The following is a 19,065-nucleotide window of genomic DNA, read 5'->3' as shown; positions in this document are numbered from 1 at the left end:
TTAGTTTTTTCATTGTTAAGAATTTTAATAGTTAATTACTCTTTCATCCTTACTTACGAGAAAAACACAATCACGGTTTTTTATTTTTTCATTTTTTTCAAAAAATAAAATTTCACACCTCCTAAAACAATCAATTTCTACCTTATTCTTTTTAAGAAAAACTTCACTAAACTCTTTTCTTTTATTAAAAATGAATTGTTTATTTTTGAGTACTATGGCTACTATTTTAATTACAGGCGGAACTGGTTTAATAGGTAAAGAGTTAACTAAAAAATTAACCAACAGAGGACATGTTGTAAACATTCTTAGTAGGAATCCTAAAAAAAACAATGAGTTTCGTTGGAGTCTTAAAGAAAATTTTATTGATAAAGATGCTTTTACTAATGTGAGCCACATTATTCATTTAGCTGGAGCTGGAATTGCTGATAAACGCTGGACAAACGAACGAAAGCAAGAGCTAATTGACAGTAGAGTAAAAACTGCCAGTTTACTTTTTAACAAAATACAAGAATATAAAACACCTCTAAAAGCATTTATTTCAGCATCGGCTATTGGTTATTACGGAGCTATTACATCAGATGAAATTTTTACTGAAGAAGACGATCCTGAAAATGACTTTATTTCAAAAGTTTGTGTAAAATGGGAAAATGAAGCTCATAAATTTGAACATTTAGATGTTTCTGTAACTATTTTAAGAACAGGTATTGTGCTTACTAAAAGCGATGGTGCTTTACAAAAAATGAACACTCCTCTATTTTTATCTTCACTTGGTAGTGGAAAACAATACATGCCTTGGATTCACATAGATGATTTATGTTCTTTGTATATAAAAGCTGTGGAAGACAAAAAGTTTACAGGAATTTTTAATGCTGTTGCACCAGAACATCAAACCAATGAAAACTTTACTAAAACATTGGCTACAACGTTAAAAAAACCTCTATTTCCCTTCAACGTTCCCTCTTTTGTTTTAAAAACTGTATTAGGTGAAATGGCTTATGTTTTGTTAAACGGCAGTAGAGTTTCTGCTAAAAAAGTAAGTAAATCCTATTCGTTTAATTTTCCTGATTTACAATCAGCTTTAAACAATATTTATAATGGAAAATAAGCTTAAGAACCCTGTTTGGCACTCACTATGTGAAACACATCAAAAGTTTGTAATTGATTATGATGAAGTAAAATTTTACGATCCAAAAATTTGTCCTTTTGGAGCTTTTACAAATAGTTCTAAAACTGCAGCGGCTCTTAATGAATATGCTAAACTAACTGATAAATTCTTTTTAGTTTCTGAAAATGAGACTCCAACCTTCGATAGCAATTATATTAAATTAGACAAAAAAATTGAAGGTTGTCAAATGGTTCTTGATAATTTGGTTGAGCTAGAAATTTCAGAAGAAATTGTTCAACTAACCGAAAAACATATCGATGAAATTTATAATTTGATTTGGTTAGTAATGCCTGGATATTACAAAAAACGAACTTTTGATATGGGAAAATACTTTGGTGTTTTTAAAGACAATCAACTTGTAGCTATTACTGGGCAACGTATGCAAATAGATGATTTTGTAGAAGTTAGTGCCGTAGTTACTCACCCTAACTACACTAGAAGAGGATTAGCAAAACAGCTTACTCATTTTGTTACTCAAGAAATTATCAAAAATGGAAAACACCCTATTTTACATACCACCAAAGGAAATCCTGCCATTGGACTTTATGACAAGTTAGGCTATCAACTTACTCGTGATATGAATTGGTGGTACTATCATAAAAAGTAAAAGCTCAGAATTTCTTCTGAGCTTTTACCTATTATTTGGTTAGTTCTGGCACAGAGGTATAAATGTAATCTCCGTGTTTACCTGTAAAATATTTCCCCATTTTTTTACCAAACTCTTTCCTTTTAGCTTCATCTGACCAATGTTCTTTAAAAAGTTCGATACTTCTTTTCCCCATTTTATCTAAATCCCCCATTGATTCTATTACGAATGCTCTTACATATTCTGTTCTATCCGCTCCCCAAGCATGTCCATGTTGATAAAAGCCTTTTATATATTCATTTTTATTAATCACATTATCAAGATATTCTTTACTAAGAGCCTCAAACTCTTTTCTAGAACCATCTTCAGGAAAAGCAAAATGACCTTTTACAACCAGCCATATCATCTCTTTATCTGATGGGGCCAACATTTTTGCTCCTGCTATTGGCACATAAATTTCATCTGAATGAGTATCTGCGTAATAGGCATTTCTCTCTTTAAAATAAGCTTTTCTTTCTGCTTCATCTGGCCATGCTTCTTTTGCTAATTCATCATTTTACCTATTTCATCTAGTTCTTCATCCTTTTTGGTTGAATCATATGACACGTTAACTCCTCCTTGTTTCATATCCATTGTCATTTTAGTATACTTTGCTGTACTTTCGTAGGTGTCTTTTGAAACATTAGTGATATCATATTCCATTTGAATATCCATATTATTAGTCATCTCTCCCATACCCATTTCTTGAGCCATTTTCATGGTCATTGTATAAGAATCTCCTTTTTCATAGTTTAAACGAAGTAATACCTTTTCTTGAGCTAAAGTTATTGTTGAAACGAATAATAACAAGCCTATAATCTTTTTAGTCATTTTTTATCAGATTTTAATTTTTACACGAATGTATATTTTGATTCTATTTTTTTTTTAGCCACATTTGAAGAACTATAACTTAACCATGAAAACAACTTTTAACACAAACAACGATGTTTCAATGCTTTATAATAAAGAAAACCTTACCAATGATACACTAATTAAGCTATACAAACAACTGCTTTTACCAAGACTGATAGAAGAGAAAATGCTTATTCTATTACGGCAAGGAAAAATATCAAAATGGTTTAGTGGTATTGGTCAAGAAGCTGTATCTGTTGGAGTTACTGCTGCACTAACAAGCGATGAATATATTTTGCCAATGCACCGAAATTTGGGTGTTTTTACTACTCGAGGAATTCCTTTATATCGATTATTTTCTCAATGGCAAGGAAAAGCTAACGGCTTTACCAAAGGAAGAGATCGTAGCTTTCATTTCGGAACCCAAGAATACAAGCTTGTAGGAATGATTTCTCATTTAGGTCCTCAATTAGGAATCGCTGACGGAATCGCTCTTGCCAATAAACTTAGAGGTGATAAAAAAGCCTGCGCTGTTTTTACAGGCGATGGTGGTACCAGCGAAGGTGATTTCCACGAAGCATTAAATGTAGCTTCGGTATGGAATTTACCCGTTTTATTCTGTGTTGAAAATAACGGATATGGACTTTCCACTCCTACTTCAGAACAGTATAACTGTGAACATATTGCAGATAGAGGAATCGGCTACGGAATGGAAGCTCATATTATTGATGGAAATAATATTTTAGAAGTGTACACCAAAGTTTCTGAATTAGCAGAAAGCATTCGTAAAAATCCGAGACCTATTTTACTGGAGTTTAGAACCTTTAGAATGCGTGGACACGAAGAAGCTAGTGGAACTAAATATGTTCCTGAAGAATTGATGGATGCATGGGCTTTAAAAGATCCTATTGAAAATTATAGAAATTTCCTTATTGAAGAGAAAATACTCACACCAGAAGAGGACGATAAATTTAAAAACGAGTTTAAGGACATCATCCAAGAACATTTGAATACGACTTTTGAAGAACCAACCATTACTTCCTCTATTGAAAATGAATTGAATGATGTTTATAAAACATCTTCTCTAGAGACTGTAACTCCTAATTCAGTAACAGAAAATATTCGCTTAATAGACGCTATTTCACAAGGCTTAAAGCAATCTATGGAGCGTTACGACGATTTAGTTATTATGGGTCAAGATGTTGCTGAATATGGTGGTGTATTTAAAATCACTGAAGGATTCGTTGAAGCTTTTGGGAAGGAAAGAGTTCGCAATACGCCAATCTGTGAATCCGCAATTGTCTCTTTAGCTTACGGATTGGTGGTCAACGGAATGAAAGCTGTAATGGAAATGCAATTTGCCGATTTTGTTTCTACAGGCTTCAATCCTATTGTCAATCTATTAGCCAAGTCGCATTATCGTTGGAATCAAAAAGCAGATGTTGTAATACGAATGCCTTGTGGCGCTGGTGTGGGTGCAGGTCCTTTTCATTCTCAAACCAATGAGGCTTGGTTTACCAAAACTCCAGGATTAAAAGTAGTATATCCTGCTTTTCCGTACGATGCAAAAGGATTATTAACCGCTGCTATTAACGATCCGAATCCTGTCTTATTCTTTGAACATAAAGGATTGTACAGAAGTACGTATCAAGATGTTCCTATAGAATATTACACGCTACCTTTAGGTAAAGCGGTTGTTTTAAAGGAAGGAAATGAGGTTACAATTATTAGTTTTGGTGCTGCGGTACATTGGACTTTAGAAACCTTAGAACAGGTAGCCGTATCAGCTGATGTAATTGATTTACGAAGCTTACAACCTTTAGATACCGAAACTATTTACAACTCGGTTAAAAAAACAGGAAAAGTAATTATTTTACAAGAAGATTCTTTATTTGGAAGTGTTTCTAGTGATATTTCTTCTCTTATTATGGAAAACTGTTTTGAGTATTTAGACGCTCCTGTAAAAAGAGTGGCAAGTATTGAAACTCCTATTCCGTTCGCTGGAAATTTAGAAAAGGAATACTTACCCAAAGAGCGTTTTAAAGAAGAATTGCTACAGCTAATCGCTTATTAATACAAAAGCTCACTTTTCAGTGAGCTTTTTTGTTATTTATGAATGATGAAAATAGCGGGACGCTTGTGTAAATCTGGTTTAACGCTTTTCCACTCTTTTATTGTTAGTGTTTTAATATACTCTGTTGGAAGTGTAATATCACATGCAACACAAACCCTTGTTTCAGGAGATAAAGTAGCTCGCAAATCGTCTAACATTTTCTCATTTCTATAAGGAGTTTCAATGAATAATTGTGATTGATTTTTTTCTTTTGATAGCTTCTCTAAGTCTTTGATTGCTTTTTTTCTTTCCGCTTTATCAATTGGTAAATATCCGTTAAAAGCAAAACTCTGCCCATTCATTCCCGATGCCATAATTGCCAACAAAATTGATGATGGACCGACCAATGGCACTACTTGAATTCCTTTTTGATGTGCTAACTTGACAATACTTGCTCCTGGATCAGCCACCGCAGGCACTCCTGCTTCTGAAAGTAAACCTACAGACACTCCGGTTTCGCAAATATCTAGGTAATTCTTAGTTTCTAAATCATCTGAATACTTATCTAACAACATCAATTGTAAAGAAGGTTGAGATTTAGTAGGTGTAATTCTTTTTATAAACCTTCTAGCCGACTTCTCATTTTCAACAATAAAATAATCTAACTGCTCTACCACTTTTTTAACCGACAAAGGCATTACCTCTAAAGGTTCAGTATCTCCTAAAGTCGTAGGAATCAAGTATAATTTACCTTTCATTATTTATCTCTAATTTTGAAGCGATAATTGTACACACTTCATCTAACATTTTATACACATTTTCAAAACCTTGATCTCCTCCATAGTAAGGATCTGGAACACTCCTGTTTTCATTAGGATACAATTCGTTCAAAATCATTTTTACTTTTTCTCGTTGCATACTGTTTTCAGACATTGCTACAATATCATCGTAATTACTTTTATCCATAGCAAAAATCATGTCAAACTTATCAAAATCAGCTTTTTCAAACTTTCTTGAACGTTGATTTGTAATATCTATCCCATATTTTTTTGCTACTTGAACAGAACGTTTATCTGGTAATTCGCCTACATGATAACCAGCAGTTCCTGCAGAATCAACTTCATATAACTCTGAAGATAATTTTGCTTGTAAAATTCCTTCTGCCAATGGTGATCGACAAATATTTCCCAAACAAACCATTAATATTTTTTTCATCTCTATAAAATAAAAAAACCTCACTTAGTGAGGCTATTTTTTAAAGCGTTAATTTCTTCGTTAAATCTTCAACGTACTTTTTAAACTGCTTATCAGTCTCCGTTAAATTATCTACAGTTTTACAAGCATGCAATACAGTAGCGTGGTCTCTTTTACCAATTTGACTTCCAATACTTGCTAATGACGATTTTGTCATACGTTTAGCAAAATACATAGCCAATTGACGTGCTTGTACAATATGACGTTTACGTGTTTTTGATTGTAAGGTTGCTACATCCATATCAAAATACTTCGATACCACTTTTTGAATATAATCAACCGACAACTCTTTTTTCGTGTTCTTTACAAACTTATCTACAATTTGTTTTGCCAACTCAATTGTAAACTCTTTTCTATTGAAAGAAGCTTGTGCAATCATCGAAATAATTACTCCTTCTAACTCACGAACATTCGATTTGATATTTTTAGCAATATACTCTACAATTTCTTCTGGCATTTCAACACCATCTCTATACAATTTGTTTTGTAAGATAGAAATTCTTGTTTCATAATCTGGCACTTGCAATTCAGCTGACAATCCCCATTTAAAACGAGACAATAATCGTTGCTCAATATCTTGCATATCAACAGGTGCTTTATCCGAAGTTAAAATCACCTGCTTTCCATTTTGATGTAAATGATTAAATATATGGAAGAACACGTCTTGTGTTCCTGCTTTTCCTGATAAGAACTGAACATCATCAATAATCAACACATCAATCATTTGATAGAAATGAATAAAATCATTTCTTGTATTTGACTTTACCGAATCGATAAATTGTTGTGTAAATTTTTCCGAAGAAATATATAAAACGGTCTTATCTGGATATTTATCTTTTATTTCAACACCAATAGCATGTGCTAAATGCGTTTTTCCTAAACCAACCCCACCATAAATTAATAATGGATTAAATGAGGTACCTCCTGGTTTATTCGCAACTGCCATACCTGCAGAACGTGCTAATCGGTTTGAATCTCCTTCTACAAAATTCACAAAATTGTAGTTCGGATTTAACTGAGATTCAATCTTTACCTTTTGTAAACCTGGAATAATAAAAGGATTCTTCAATTCGCGTTTCGACTCTAACGGAACTGTTACCTTTTGAGGTTTTAAAGGATTACGGTTGGAACTTGGTATTTTTACCGTTTGCGGACTATTACTACTATACGTATTTTCCATACGTACATCATAGATTAATTTTGCATCACTTCCTAACTGACGAACTAAAGCAACTCTTAGCAATTTAATATAATGCTCTTCTAACCATTCGTAAAAAAACTTACTAGGCACTTGTACAGTTAAAGCTTCCCCCGCTAATTTAATAGGCTTAATTGGCTCGAACCAAGTTTTGTATGCCTGAGGTTTAATATTGTCTTTTATAAAAGACAAGCATTCCATCCAAACTGAATCGGCTGTTTTAGTCATATTCGGTAAAAAATCAATTTTAGTTGTTAATTTTTATTCAGATTTAGGGGACACCAAACACCAACGTCTGGGCGAACAAAAGTGTGAATAAATTTTAGTATAAAAAAATCAAATCGCCATTGACTTTTATTTTTTTTTTGCGTAATGTTAAAGCACATTAAATAAAAAATTCTTTTGCAAAAACATCTTACATCTATACGTGTTCGGTATGCTGAAACTGATCAAATGGGAGTAGTTTACCACGGAAACTACGCGCAATTTTTTGAGATTGGTCGCACCGAATGGCTACGTTCTTTGGGCGTTACATACAAAGATATGGAAAAAACAGGTACCATGCTACCGGTAGTTTCTTTATCTTGTAATTTTAAAAAATCAGCTTTATACGACGATGAATTAACGGTTAGCACTATTCTAAAAAAAACACCTTCAGTTAAAATTGAATTTGATTATGAAATCACCAATCAAAACAACGAACTAATTTGTACAGGCAACACCGTTTTGGCTTTTATTAACATTGAAACCAAAAAACCTATGCGTTGTCCTGATTATATTTTAGATAAATTAGCTGCTTCAAAATAACTAAACAAAAAAATTAATGAAAATATATACGAAAACTGGCGATAAAGGAACTACTGCTCTATTTGGCGGCACTCGAGTACCAAAATACCATTTACGAATAGAAAGTTATGGAACTGTTGACGAATTGAACTCTTACATTGGTTTAATCAGAGACCAAGAAATAGACGGCTCTTTAAAAAAAGCCCTAGCAAAGATTCAAAGCGATTTGTTCACTCTTGGAGCCATGTTGGCCACTCCACCAGAAAAAGAAGTTTTAAAAAGTGGTAAGGAGCGTTTAAACATTCCTAAAATTACCGAGAGCTCTATTCAATTTTTAGAAGATGAAATTGATTTGATGAATAACGACTTACCGCAAATGACGCATTTTATTTTACCAGGTGGACATCAAACCGTGTCATTTTGTCACATAGCCCGCTGTGTATGCCGTCGTTCGGAACGATTAACTGTTGCTTTAAACGAAGAAGAAACGATTAGCGACACCGTTTTGAAGTATTTAAACCGACTTTCTGACTACCTTTTTGTGTTGGCACGAAAGTTGACCCAAGACTTACAAGCTGAGGAAATTAAATGGATTCCTGAAAAGCTTTAACGAAGTTCTTTTTTTATTGATTCACATTTTTTAAAAAAAACTTGACTTTTTACAAAAAAAAATTATTTTTGCGGAAAATCTTATTAAACCGATAAAGAAATGTATTGGACACTTGAATTAGCATCTTATTTAGCAGATGCACCTTGGCCTGCAACTAAAGACGAATTAATCGATTACGCAATTCGTACTGGAGCACCCCTAGAAGTGGTTGAAAACTTACAAGATATCGAAGATGAAGGTGATGCGTACGATTCTATTGTTGAAATCTGGCCAGATTACCCTACAGAAGAAGATTATCTTTGGAACGAAGATGAATACTAGAAAAAATAAATAACAAAAAGTCTCTTTTACAGAGGCTTTTTTTTTGCTTACTTTTAAGCACTTAAAATAAAAACAAAAAAACGTTAGTTAAAACAATTTAACCAACTAAAAAACAATATTTTACAAATGAGCGTTTTAAATTCGATTATAAAACTATTTGTTGGAGACAAACAAGAAAAAGACCTAAAATCACTACAACCGATCGTTGAAAAAGTACGATCTTTTGAAAATTCATTAAGCAATTTATCTAATGATGAATTACGGGCTAAAACCATCGAATTTAAAGCTAAAATTAAAGAAGCTACGCAATCTTTTACCGATAGAATAACTGAGCTTGAAGAAGAAGCTAAAAGTGCAGATATCGATCGTCAAGAAGAAATTTATACTGAAATTGACAAATTAAAAGACGAAGCTTACGAAGCATCAGAAGCTGTTTTATTAGACATCATGCCTGAAGCTTTCGCTACTGTAAAAGAAACTGCTAAACGTTTTGCTAACAATACCGAATTAGAAGTAACCGCCACTCCTTTCGATAGAAAATTATCAGCCACTAGAGAGCATATTACTCTTGAAGATGACAAAGCTTATTGGGCGAACTCATGGGATGCTGCTGGTAAAGATGTTACTTGGGATATGGTTCATTACGACGTGCAGTTAATTGGTGGATCTGTATTGCACCAAGGTAAAATTGCCGAAATGATGACAGGGGAAGGTAAAACTTTAGTTTCTACCCTACCAGTATACTTAAACGCATTAACAGGTAACGGAGTTCACGTTGTTACAGTAAACGACTACTTAGCAAAACGTGACCGTGCATGGATGGCTCCTATTTTTGAATTTCACGGATTAAGTACTGACTGTATTGATTTCCATCAGCCAAACTCTGAAGCACGTAGAGCAGCTTACAACGCTGACATTACTTACGGAACTAATAATGAGTTCGGGTTCGACTACTTACGTGATAACATGGCGAACTCTAAAAAAGATTTAGTACAACGTGCGCCTAACTACGCTATTATTGATGAGGTAGATTCTGTTTTAATTGATGATGCTCGTACGCCATTAATTATTTCTGGACCAGTACCACAAGGTGACCACCATGAGTTTAACGAATTAAAACCTTTAGTAGCCGATTTAGTTTCGCTTCAAAATAAATATTTAGTAGGTGTTTTAGCAGAAGCTAAACGTTTAATTAAAGAAGGAGACACAAAAGAAGGAGGATTCTTATTATTAAGAGTTTACAGAGGTCTTCCTAAAAACAAAGCCTTAATTAAGTTTTTATCTCAAGAAGGAGTTAAACAAATCCTTCAAAAGACAGAAAACTTCTACATGCAAGACAATAACAAACTAATGCCTGAAGTTGATGCAGAATTATGGTTTACTATTGAAGAAAAAAACAATCAAATTGATTTAACTGATAAAGGTATCGCTCACCTTTCTGAAATTACGAAAAACGAAACATTCTTCGTTTTACCAGACATCAGTGTAAAAGTTGGTCAAATAGATAAGAGTGATGCTACTCCAGAAGAGAAAGCTAACCAAAAAGAAGAATTATATCGTGAATTTAGCGTAAAAAGCGAGCGTATCCACACTATGAATCAACTTTTAAAAGCCTACACGGTTTTTGAAAAAGATGTAGAATATGTGGTGATGGATAACAAAGTAATGATTGTAGATGAGCAAACAGGTCGTATTATGGACGGTCGTCGTTACTCTGACGGATTACACCAAGCTATCGAAGCTAAGGAAAATGTAAAGATTGAAGATGCTACCCAAACCTTTGCTACCGTTACGTTACAAAACTACTTTAGAATGTACCGTAAGTTATCTGGTATGACAGGTACGGCGATTACAGAAGCGGGTGAATTCTGGGAAATCTACAAATTAGATGTAGTTGAAATTCCTACAAACAAACCAATTCAAAGAGACGATAAGCAAGATTTAGTTTATAAAACTACACGTGAAAAATACAACGCGGTAATTGAAGATATTGTAAAATTAGTTGGAGAAGGAAGACCAGTATTAGTAGGTACAACTTCTGTTGAAATTTCTGAATTACTAGGAAGAATGTTACAAATTCGTAAGATTCCTCACAATATCTTAAATGCGAAATTACACAAGAAAGAAGCAGATGTAGTTGCTGAAGCTGGTAAACCAGGGGTAGTAACTATCGCAACCAACATGGCTGGTCGTGGTACCGATATTAAATTATCAAACGAAGTAAAAGCTGCAGGTGGTTTAGCTATTATTGGTACAGAACGTCATGATTCTCGTCGTGTAGACCGTCAGTTACGTGGTCGTGCAGGACGTCAAGGAGATGTAGGTTCTTCTCAATTCTATGTTGCTTTAGATGACAACTTAATGCGTTTATTCGGTTCGGAAAGAATTGCGAAGATGATGGATAGAATGGGATTAAAAGAAGGTGAAGTAATTCAACATTCTATGATTTCAAAATCTATTGAAAGAGCTCAGAAAAAAGTAGAGGAAAATAACTTCGGAATCCGTAAGCGTTTATTAGAGTATGATGATATTATGAACGCACAACGTGAATTTGTATACAAACGTCGTCGTCATGCCTTAGATGGAAAACGTTTACAGATTGATATCGCAAACATGATCTATGATACTTGTGATTCTGTAGTAAGACAAAACAAAGAAGCAAAAGATTTCCAAAACTTCGAATTTGAATTAATTCGTTTCTCAGCAATGACTTCTCCTTTCTCAGAAGAAGAATTCAACAAAACACCAGAACAAGAATTAATTGACAAATTATATAAAGTTGTAACTGAGCATTATAAAAATGATGCTGAAAGAAATGCCGCTAACGCATTCCCTGTTATCAAAAATGTTTTTGAAAACGAAGGTGATCGTTACGAGCGCATCGTAGTTCCTTTTACTGACGGAACTAAAACGTTACAAGTAGTTACTAACTTAAAAGAAGCTTACGAAACTGAAGGTAAATCATTAGTAAACGATTTTGAGAAAAACATCACTTTAGCAATTATTGATGAAAACTGGAAGGATCACTTACGTAAAATGGACGAGTTAAAACAAACTGTTCAAAACGCTACGTACGAACAAAAAGATCCGTTATTAGTTTATAAGTTTGAAGCTTTCGAGTTATTCCAAGAAACGATTGATAAGATTAACAAAGAGGTGTTATCATTCTTATTTAAAGGAAAATTACCTAGCCAAGAAGCATCACAAGTATCTGAGGCTCGTGAACAACAACGTGAGCAATTAGATCTACGTAAAGACGAGGTTCAAAACTCTACTCAGCAAGCTATTAATAGCGCACGTAATCAACAAACACAAGAACAACAAATAGTTGAAACAGTTGTACGTGAACAGCCTAAAATTGGTCGTAACGAAAAAGTGACCATCAAAAATGTAATGACTGGTGAAGAAAAAGATGTTAAGTTCAAGCAAGCCATTCCGTTATTAGAACAAGGAACTTGGGTATTACACAATAAATAATCTTTTTTAGAGTGTTAGATTGTTAGATCGTCGGATTATTAGATTAGTGAATTAAAATTTCTAACATCTTATACAGTAAACAACATATAACAATTACAAACTCCAATTTGACAAAGTCAAATTGGAGTTTTTTTTATAGTCTCTTCTCTCTTCTCTCTTCTCTATTTTCTATTTTCTATTTTCTAACCCACAAAACTTTCACATAACCTTTTCAATACTTTTTAATAAAGATTTTATTACCAAGAATTTATAATTACTTCATCTTTTAAAAACATTCGAGAGATAACTTTGAGAAACATCGAAGTATACTCAGAATGAAAAAACACAAAAAACGTAAATTAGATATTGCTGTAATATCAGATGTCCATTTAGGAACCTTTGGTTGTAGAGCTACAGAACTTCACAATTACCTAAAAACTATCAATCCAAAAATTCTAATTCTAAACGGAGATATTATTGATATTTGGCAGTTTAACAAGCGTTACTTTCCTAAACCACACATGAAAGTCATCAAACAATTGATGAATTTTATCACCTCTGGAACAAAAGTATACTACATTACTGGAAATCATGATGAAATGCTACGTAAATTTAGAGGATTCCGTTTAGGAAGCTTTGAAATTGTAAATAAAGTTGTGTTAGATATCGACGGTAAAAAAGGATGGTTTTTTCACGGAGATGTTTTTGATGTTACTATGCAACATTCGAAATGGCTTGCCAAATTAGGCGGAATGGGCTATGACTTTTTAATTCTTATCAACACCATTGTTAATTGGATTAGTCATAAAATAGGATACGGAAGGTTATCCTTCTCTAAAAAGATAAAAAACAGCGTAAAAAGCGCTATAAAATTCATTAATGATTTTGAAACTACCGCAGCAGATATCGCTATAGATGAAGGTTATGATTATGTAGTATGCGGTCATATTCATCAACCAGAAATAAGAATTATTGAAACAGATAAAGGAACTACCACTTACCTAAATTCTGGTGATTGGATAGAAAACTTAACTGCTTTAGAATACAAAAACAACAATTGGTCTTTGTACGAATACGAAAAAGACGAAGTAGCTAAGAACATCCATTTGAACTATACTGTAAAAGACCTAGAGTTTATAAGCTCAAGTCAAAATAGTAGCGAACTTTTTACAGAATTACTTAAAGAGTTTAATATTAAAACTCAATAATTATGAAACCCGTAATGGGCATTTAATTAGAAAACGGTCAACACCATCTATTGACCTTGTTAAATTTCTAAAAAAACAATTAAAAAACAAGCAAATGAAAATACTATACGCTTTTCAAGGAACAGGAAACGGACATGCAAGTAGAGCCTTAGAAATTATTCCTCATTTACAAAGACGTGGTGAGGTAGATATACTTGTAAGTGGATCACAATACGAAATAGGACTTCCTTTTAATATAAAATATAAATTACATGGTTTAGGATTCGTTTTTGGTAAAAAGGGAGGAATTGACCTGATTAGCACTTTAAAAAGCCTAAACTTAAAGAAGGTCTACCAAAAAATTAAAACACTTCCTGTAAAAGAATACGATTTAGTAATCAATGATTTTGAACCTATTTCAGCTTGGGCTTGCTTATTTAGAAATGTACCTATTATTTCTTTAAGCAATCAAAATGCATTGTTAAACGAAAAAAATTCAGCCTATCAAAAATTTAGACTAGAGCGATTAATAATCAAATATTACGCTCCTGCTAAAAATAAATTCGGATTTCACTTTAAAACACACTCGTCTTCTACTTTCTTACCTATCATTCGAAAAGAAATTCGCTACCGAAACACTACTAACAAAGGGCATTATACCGTGTACCTTCCTTCTTATAGTGATGAGAAAATAGTAAAAACACTTTCTAGCATAAAAGATATTAAATGGCAGGTGTTTTCAAAGAAAAGTAAAGAACATCAGTTTTTTCACAACATTACAATACTTCCTATAAACGATGATGCTTTTATTCGAAGTATAGCTTCGTCTAAAGGAGTTATTTGCGGTGCAGGTTTTGCAACTCCTACCGAAGCTTTATATCTGCGTAAAAAACTATTGGTTATTCCTATGAAAAATCAATACGAACAGCAATGCAATGCTATCACTTTAAAAGAAATGGGAGTTACGGTTGTAAAAAAATTAAGTAAAAAACAATTACCAAAAATTGAAAAGTGGATTAACTCAAACAAAATTGTTGAAGTTCACTATCCTGATGTTACTGAAGATATGTTAGATGCCATTATCTTACCCTATTACAACAAAACAATACTCCCTGAAATTACCATTGAATAGTAGCCAAACCAATAGCTTGCAAAAAGTTGTTGGTTTTAGAAAAATGCTTGTTACCAAACCAGTAACCTCGGTTAGCACTTAATGGTGAAGGATGTCCAGAAGTTAAAATGTGATGCTTTTTATCATCTATTAATTTTACTTTTTTCTTAGCAAAGCCACCCCATAACAAAAACACTACATCATTTTTTTCTTCGGAAATTTTCTGAATCACAGCGTCAGTAAACTGTTCCCATCCTTGTTTTTGGTGACTCCCTGCCTCTCCTGCTCTAACCGTCAAAGTAGCATTTAATAGTAGTACTCCTTGTTTTGCCCAACGTGATAAATCACCACTTTTAGGGTACGGAATATTTACATCTGTTTCAATTTCTTTAAAAATATTGATGAGTGATGGTGGATGTGTAATTCCATCATGAACCGAAAAACACAATCCATTTGCTTGCCCCACACCATGGTAAGGATCTTGACCTAGAATAACTACTTTTAAATTATCTAGATCACAAAAATCAAACGCTGCAAAAACATCTGTCCCTTTTGGATAACAGGTGTGTTTTGAATATTCATTTTTAACAAAACTGGTAAGGTTTTCAAAATACGGTTTCTCAAATTCTGATTGTAAAATATTTTTCCAGCTATCGTTAATTTTTACTTGCATTGTTTGTTATTTTTGTGATTCTCAAAAAATTTCTGTCAACTCGAGTTATTTACTCGATATGACATTTAAAAAACAAAAATAGAAATTTGAAAACGAGTATTTCAGAAAAAACACTTCAAGATTTAGAGTTTACAACGGTTTTAGAACAAGTTGCTACACATTGTATCTCCTCTTTAGGAAAAGACAAAACCATGCTAATTCAACCAATAGCTAACAAGAAAAATTTATTTTTCGAATTGAATATGGTTAATGAATACTTAGCTTCTTTTGAAAACGAAAACAGAATTCCTAATCATTATTTTGAAAACATTTCTGAAGAAATTAAGCGACTTGCTATTGAAAATAGTTTTTTAGAAACTGACGGATTTTTAAAAGTAGCTGCTGTTTCTGAAACAGTAAATGAGTTAAAAAAGTTTCTAAAAAAATTTGAGACCTACTACCCTTCATTATTTATTTTAAGTGATGAAGTTGAGTTCACCACAGTTATTATTGATAGTATCAAAAAAATTATCACCCCGTATGGTGAAGTTGCCGACAATGCTTCTGCTACTTTAAAACAAATACGTAAAGATATTGGTGCTGTTAGAGGTAAAATATCAGAGAGTTTTTCTCGCGCTCTAAGTAAAAATTTATCAAGCGGATATTTAGACGACATTAAAGAAACGGTTATTGACAACCAACGTGTGTTAGCTGTTTTGGCAATGCACAGGCGAAAAGTTAAAGGGAGTTTATTAGGCTCATCTAAGTCTGGTAATATCGTATACATTGCTCCGCAAGCTACACTTGCTTACAGTAGAGAATTACAAAACCTATTATACGAAGAAAAGCAAGAAATAGTTCGTATTTTAAGAGCTTTAGCTACCGAAATACGTCCTTATACTCCACTTTTAAACGAGTATCTTACTTTTTTAACACACTTAGATGTGGTAGGTGCTAAAGCTAAATACGCTAAAAACATTAACGGTTTATTACCTAAAATAACTAAAGAAAAAAAGGTGTTTTTAAAAGACGCCTTCCACCCTATTTTATGGCAAAAAAACAAGGCTAAAAATATTGAAACCATACCTCAAACCCTTGAACTAAACGAAAAACAACAAATTATTGTTATTTCTGGTCCAAACGCGGGAGGAAAAAGTATTACATTAAAAACAATTGGCTTATTACAGCTCATGTTGCAAAGCGGATTGTTAATTCCTGTTCATGAACGTAGTGAAACAACATTGTTCAACACGATTTTAACAGATATCGGAGACAATCAATCTATCGAAAATCAACTAAGTACGTATAGTTATCGATTAAAAAACATGCGTTACTTTTTAAGAAAATGTAATGACCAAACCTTATTCTTAATTGATGAATTCGGTACGGGATCTGATCCTGAATTAGGAGGTGCTTTAGCTGAAATTTTCTTAGAAGAATTTTACGAAAATAAAGCCTTCGGAATCATTACTACACACTACGCTAACTTAAAAGTATTGGCAGATGAATTAGAAAACGTTACCAATGCCAATATGCAGTTTGATGAACGTACTTTAGAACCTCTATATCGATTATATATCGGACAAGCTGGAAGTTCTTTTACATTTGAAGTAGCTCAGAAAAACGGAATTCCGTATAGCTTAATTAACAGAGCTAAAAAACGTGTAGAAACTGAAAAAGTACGTTTAGACAAAACGATTTCTAAACTTCAAAAAGAGCGAAATCGCCTACAAAAAACTTCTGAAAGTTTAGACAAGCAAAAATCAAAAGGACAAGAACACATTGAAAATCTTCAAGAAAAAGAATTAAGAATTCGCGAAAAGTTAGAAGGTTTCCAAGAACTATACGACAATAACCAACGTATGCTTACCTTAGGTAGAAAGATTAACGAGTTATTGAATAAGTATTTTCAAACTAACAATAAAAAGGAATTATCTACTAACTTTTTTAAATGGGTTACTGCTGAAAAAACAAAACACTTAAAGAAGAATCCTCCTAAAAAGAAAACGAAAGTAGAAAAGCAGGAAGAAAAAGTAGCAGCACAAAAACAAAAAGAAGCTATTAAAAAAGTAGAGAAAGAAGTGCTTCAAAAAGTAGTAAAAGTTCGAGAAGAGAAGAAAAAAGAAGCTGAAAAAATCGCCCAAGAAAAAGCTGCTTATGTTTTTAAAGTTAATGACAGGGTTCGTTTAGTAGATGGAAATGCTGTAGGTACCATTGACAAAATAGAAAAGAAAAAAGCCTTTATCAATTACGGTTTATTCACAACCGAAGCCAAAATAGAACAATTAGAATTGGTAGAAAGAGCTAAAAAGTAGTTTTAATTTTATCTTTCTTATAACAACATGAAAAACTAACATGATTATTAGAAAAGCTACTCCACAAGACACCAAAGAAATTGCTACTTATATGATGTTAGCAATGGAGGATATCGTGTATGAATTCATAGGAGAAAACTCAAGAGAAAAAGCACTTTCTTTTTTAGAAACATTAATTCTTCAAAAGGAAAATCAATATTCTTACGAAAACTGTTGGGTGATTGACGATAATGGTAATTCTATTGCTGTAGCAAACGTTTATAATGGAGCTGATTTAAAGAAACTAAGAACTCCTGTAGCTTCTTTGGTAAAAACCATGTTCAATCGAGAGTTTCAATGTGAAGACGAAACTGAAAAAGGTGAGTTTTACATTGACTGTATCGGTGTAAACCCTAATTATCAAGGTAAAGGTCTTGGGTCTAAAATGTTGCACTTTTTAATTGATGAATACGTTTCTAAAAGAAAAGAAAACTTAGGTTTATTAGTTGATAAAGATAATCCGAATGCAAAAAGATTGTATTTAAAACTAGGATTTGAAATTACTGGTGAAAAGACACTTACAGGAAAAAAAATGGAACACTTACAAATAAAACCGACTCTTATTTCTTAAAAAATATTATTTCACACTACATGTCACCCTATTCTACGATTTTTTCGTCTTATATATGAACCCGAAACAACTATTCATTTATAAAGATTTCTTGTTAAGCAAACAAGAAATATATGTAGGGTCAAAAGCTGAAGAAATTTTTAACTATAATTATGAGCACTTTTTAACTCTTGCTACTGACAGACAAAAAAATCGTTAAATCGATTTAAAAGCGCAACCTTTTCAAGATCGGTAGGACACGCTCGAAAAAGTCAAGATCCTGAACTTATGAAAGTGGTAATTGAGCGCTATAAGACCGGTGATTATCGCTCAAAATCGGATGATAATTTAACTGTCTACACTATGGATTATTATCGTTATTCTAAAAGTTATGAAGCTTTTAAACACTTAGCTGAGCAGTACATTGATAGTTTAATGAACCAAAAAACTATTAAAGAAATTAAAGAAGAAGATAATAAGTATTATCAGTTGTATTCTAAAAACAAAGAGTTTGGAAAAGATTCGTTTACTGATATCATGCTACAAAATTACAAAGAAGGTAGAGATGCTAACAATATTGTAAAACCTATTATTGAAACAGCTCATTATTACTTTGACTTCGCACAAACGAGAAAAGAAAAAAGAAATTTAGAGAAATGGGTTAAATACTGCTATAAATTAATTCCTGAAAAATATTCAGTAGATAACTTAAAAGCAGATATGTTGTATAAAGCAGGAAAAACAAAAAAGGCAATTGCTCTTAAAGCTATTGCTATTGAAAAAATGCCTTACACCGTAAAAAAGAAAGTTAATTTTGAGCATGAGCTAGAACTCATGAAAGCCAATAAAAAACTATAATTTAATTAAGAAAATTATAACAATTACTACTTA

18 protein-coding genes are annotated in these 19,065 nt (G+C 32.7%); 12 read left to right on the top strand and 6 right to left on the bottom strand.

The window, feature by feature from the left end:
- The first annotated feature begins 190 nt into the window (after positions 1-190).
- Both ACR9ES_RS13595 and ACR9ES_RS13590 read left to right on the top strand, forming a co-directional pair.
- Complete coding sequence (locus ACR9ES_RS13595) at positions 191-1,105, top strand: TIGR01777 family oxidoreductase (protein ID WP_435254578.1); 915 nt, start codon at positions 191-193, stop codon at positions 1,103-1,105.
- On the top strand, positions 1,095-1,772 hold the full coding sequence (locus ACR9ES_RS13590; protein ID WP_435254577.1) for a GNAT family N-acetyltransferase: 678 nt from the start codon (positions 1,095-1,097) through the stop codon (positions 1,770-1,772). Before ACR9ES_RS13595 ends, ACR9ES_RS13590 begins: the two co-directional genes overlap by 11 nt.
- 31 nt (positions 1,773-1,803) lie before the next feature.
- On the opposite strand, the gene ACR9ES_RS13585 is transcribed toward ACR9ES_RS13590, so the two are convergent.
- Together ACR9ES_RS13585 and ACR9ES_RS13580 are read right to left on the bottom strand one after the other, a co-directional pair.
- Entirely contained in the window at positions 1,804-2,202 is a 399-nt protein-coding gene (locus ACR9ES_RS13585) for a hypothetical protein (RefSeq protein WP_435254576.1), read from the bottom strand.
- Between the two features lie 92 nt (positions 2,203-2,294).
- A complete protein-coding gene (locus tag ACR9ES_RS13580; RefSeq protein ID WP_435254575.1) occupies positions 2,295-2,621 on the bottom strand; it encodes a hypothetical protein in 327 nt (108 codons plus the stop codon).
- 121 nt (positions 2,622-2,742) lie between these two features.
- On the opposite strand from ACR9ES_RS13580, the gene ACR9ES_RS13575 reads away from it, so the two are divergent.
- Positions 2,743-4,716 (top strand): alpha-ketoacid dehydrogenase subunit alpha/beta, encoded by a 1,974-nt coding sequence (locus ACR9ES_RS13575; protein ID WP_435255655.1) that lies wholly within the window; start codon positions 2,743-2,745, stop codon positions 4,714-4,716.
- Positions 4,717-4,748: 32 nt separating this feature from the next.
- Here ACR9ES_RS13575 and ACR9ES_RS13570 read toward each other — a convergent pair whose 3' ends face one another.
- Genes ACR9ES_RS13570 through dnaA form a run of 3 tightly spaced genes read right to left on the bottom strand, consistent with a single transcriptional unit; the run spans position 4,749 to position 7,375 of the window.
- Positions 4,749-5,453: an SAM-dependent methyltransferase gene (locus tag ACR9ES_RS13570; RefSeq protein ID WP_435254574.1), complete on the bottom strand. Its 705-nt coding sequence runs from the start codon at positions 5,451-5,453 to the stop codon at positions 4,749-4,751.
- Entirely contained in the window at positions 5,443-5,910 is a 468-nt protein-coding gene (locus ACR9ES_RS13565) for a low molecular weight protein-tyrosine-phosphatase (RefSeq protein WP_435254573.1), read from the bottom strand. The genes ACR9ES_RS13570 and ACR9ES_RS13565 overlap by 11 nt, the downstream gene beginning before the upstream one ends.
- 40 nt (positions 5,911-5,950) lie before the next feature.
- On the bottom strand, positions 5,951-7,375 hold the full coding sequence (gene dnaA / locus ACR9ES_RS13560; protein WP_274634360.1) for a chromosomal replication initiator protein DnaA: 1,425 nt from the start codon (positions 7,373-7,375) through the stop codon (positions 5,951-5,953).
- A gap of 174 nt (positions 7,376-7,549) precedes the next feature.
- Here dnaA and ACR9ES_RS13555 point away from each other — a divergent pair, with 174 nt between their 5' ends.
- From ACR9ES_RS13555 to ACR9ES_RS13530, 6 genes are all read left to right on the top strand, one after another.
- Positions 7,550-7,954 carry an acyl-CoA thioesterase gene (locus ACR9ES_RS13555; protein ID WP_435254572.1) on the top strand — a complete coding sequence of 135 codons (405 nt, stop codon included), beginning with the start codon at positions 7,550-7,552 and terminating at the stop codon, positions 7,952-7,954.
- Positions 7,955-7,970: 16 nt separating this feature from the next.
- Positions 7,971-8,543, top strand: a complete 573-nt coding sequence (locus tag ACR9ES_RS13550; RefSeq protein ID WP_435254571.1) for a cob(I)yrinic acid a,c-diamide adenosyltransferase — start codon at positions 7,971-7,973, stop codon at positions 8,541-8,543.
- A gap of 99 nt (positions 8,544-8,642) precedes the next feature.
- Entirely contained in the window at positions 8,643-8,864 is a 222-nt protein-coding gene (locus ACR9ES_RS13545) for a DUF2795 domain-containing protein (RefSeq protein WP_274635479.1), read from the top strand.
- Between the two features lie 126 nt (positions 8,865-8,990).
- Positions 8,991-12,341 (top strand): preprotein translocase subunit SecA, encoded by a 3,351-nt coding sequence (gene secA, locus ACR9ES_RS13540; protein ID WP_435254570.1) that lies wholly within the window; start codon positions 8,991-8,993, stop codon positions 12,339-12,341.
- Between the two features lie 314 nt (positions 12,342-12,655).
- Positions 12,656-13,528, top strand: coding sequence for a UDP-2,3-diacylglucosamine diphosphatase (locus ACR9ES_RS13535; protein WP_435254569.1), 873 nt, complete (start codon positions 12,656-12,658; stop codon positions 13,526-13,528).
- A 94-nt stretch (positions 13,529-13,622) separates the two neighbouring features.
- Complete coding sequence (locus ACR9ES_RS13530) at positions 13,623-14,639, top strand: glycosyltransferase family protein (RefSeq protein ID WP_435254568.1); 1,017 nt, start codon at positions 13,623-13,625, stop codon at positions 14,637-14,639.
- On the opposite strand, the gene ACR9ES_RS13525 is transcribed toward ACR9ES_RS13530, so the two are convergent.
- A complete protein-coding gene (locus ACR9ES_RS13525) occupies positions 14,626-15,291 on the bottom strand; it encodes a uracil-DNA glycosylase (protein ID WP_435254567.1) in 666 nt (221 codons plus the stop codon). The genes ACR9ES_RS13530 and ACR9ES_RS13525 overlap by 14 nt on opposite strands.
- Positions 15,292-15,377: 86 nt before the next feature.
- Here ACR9ES_RS13525 and ACR9ES_RS13520 point away from each other — a divergent pair, with 86 nt between their 5' ends.
- The 3 genes from ACR9ES_RS13520 (at position 15,378) to ACR9ES_RS13510 (ending at position 19,032) form a co-directional block, all read left to right on the top strand.
- Positions 15,378-17,585 carry an endonuclease MutS2 gene (locus tag ACR9ES_RS13520; RefSeq protein WP_435254566.1) on the top strand — a complete coding sequence of 736 codons (2,208 nt, stop codon included), beginning with the start codon at positions 15,378-15,380 and terminating at the stop codon, positions 17,583-17,585.
- A gap of 40 nt (positions 17,586-17,625) precedes the next feature.
- Positions 17,626-18,195, top strand: coding sequence for a GNAT family N-acetyltransferase (locus tag ACR9ES_RS13515; protein ID WP_435254565.1), 570 nt, complete (start codon positions 17,626-17,628; stop codon positions 18,193-18,195).
- A 267-nt stretch (positions 18,196-18,462) separates the two neighbouring features.
- Positions 18,463-19,032, top strand: coding sequence for a hypothetical protein (locus ACR9ES_RS13510; protein ID WP_435254564.1), 570 nt, complete (start codon positions 18,463-18,465; stop codon positions 19,030-19,032).
- The last annotated feature ends 33 nt before the right edge of the window (positions 19,033-19,065 follow it).

Origin of the sequence: Tenacibaculum sp. A30 (assembly GCF_051200845.1) — a bacterium.
In the GTDB taxonomy this organism is placed as follows: domain Bacteria; phylum Bacteroidota; class Bacteroidia; order Flavobacteriales; family Flavobacteriaceae; genus Polaribacter.
The sequence above is the reverse complement of the archived record's forward strand: the minus strand, read 5'-3'. Positions and strand labels throughout refer to the sequence as shown.

Bases quoted from the DNA above. Each gene is read 5' to 3' on its own strand.
- ACR9ES_RS13535 (WP_435254569.1), top strand. From the start codon at position 12,656: ATGAAAAAACACAAAAAACGTAAATTAGATATTGCTGTAATATCAGAT.
- ACR9ES_RS13590 (WP_435254577.1), top strand. From the start codon at position 1,095: ATGGAAAATAAGCTTAAGAACCCTGTTTGGCACTCACTATGTGAAACA.
- dnaA (WP_274634360.1), bottom strand. From the start codon at position 7,375: ATGACTAAAACAGCCGATTCAGTTTGGATGGAATGCTTGTCTTTTATA.
- ACR9ES_RS13510 (WP_435254564.1), top strand. From the start codon at position 18,463: ATGAAAGTGGTAATTGAGCGCTATAAGACCGGTGATTATCGCTCAAAA.
- ACR9ES_RS13575 (WP_435255655.1), top strand. From the start codon at position 2,743: ATGCTTTATAATAAAGAAAACCTTACCAATGATACACTAATTAAGCTA.
- ACR9ES_RS13530 (WP_435254568.1), top strand. From the start codon at position 13,623: ATGAAAATACTATACGCTTTTCAAGGAACAGGAAACGGACATGCAAGT.
- ACR9ES_RS13515 (WP_435254565.1), top strand. From the start codon at position 17,626: ATGATTATTAGAAAAGCTACTCCACAAGACACCAAAGAAATTGCTACT.
- ACR9ES_RS13580 (WP_435254575.1), bottom strand. From the start codon at position 2,621: ATGACTAAAAAGATTATAGGCTTGTTATTATTCGTTTCAACAATAACT.
- ACR9ES_RS13550 (WP_435254571.1), top strand. From the start codon at position 7,971: ATGAAAATATATACGAAAACTGGCGATAAAGGAACTACTGCTCTATTT.
- ACR9ES_RS13570 (WP_435254574.1), bottom strand. From the start codon at position 5,453: ATGAAAGGTAAATTATACTTGATTCCTACGACTTTAGGAGATACTGAA.
- ACR9ES_RS13525 (WP_435254567.1), bottom strand. From the start codon at position 15,291: ATGCAAGTAAAAATTAACGATAGCTGGAAAAATATTTTACAATCAGAA.
- ACR9ES_RS13565 (WP_435254573.1), bottom strand. From the start codon at position 5,910: ATGAAAAAAATATTAATGGTTTGTTTGGGAAATATTTGTCGATCACCA.
- ACR9ES_RS13545 (WP_274635479.1), top strand. From the start codon at position 8,643: ATGTATTGGACACTTGAATTAGCATCTTATTTAGCAGATGCACCTTGG.
- secA (WP_435254570.1), top strand. From the start codon at position 8,991: ATGAGCGTTTTAAATTCGATTATAAAACTATTTGTTGGAGACAAACAA.
- ACR9ES_RS13595 (WP_435254578.1), top strand. From the start codon at position 191: ATGAATTGTTTATTTTTGAGTACTATGGCTACTATTTTAATTACAGGC.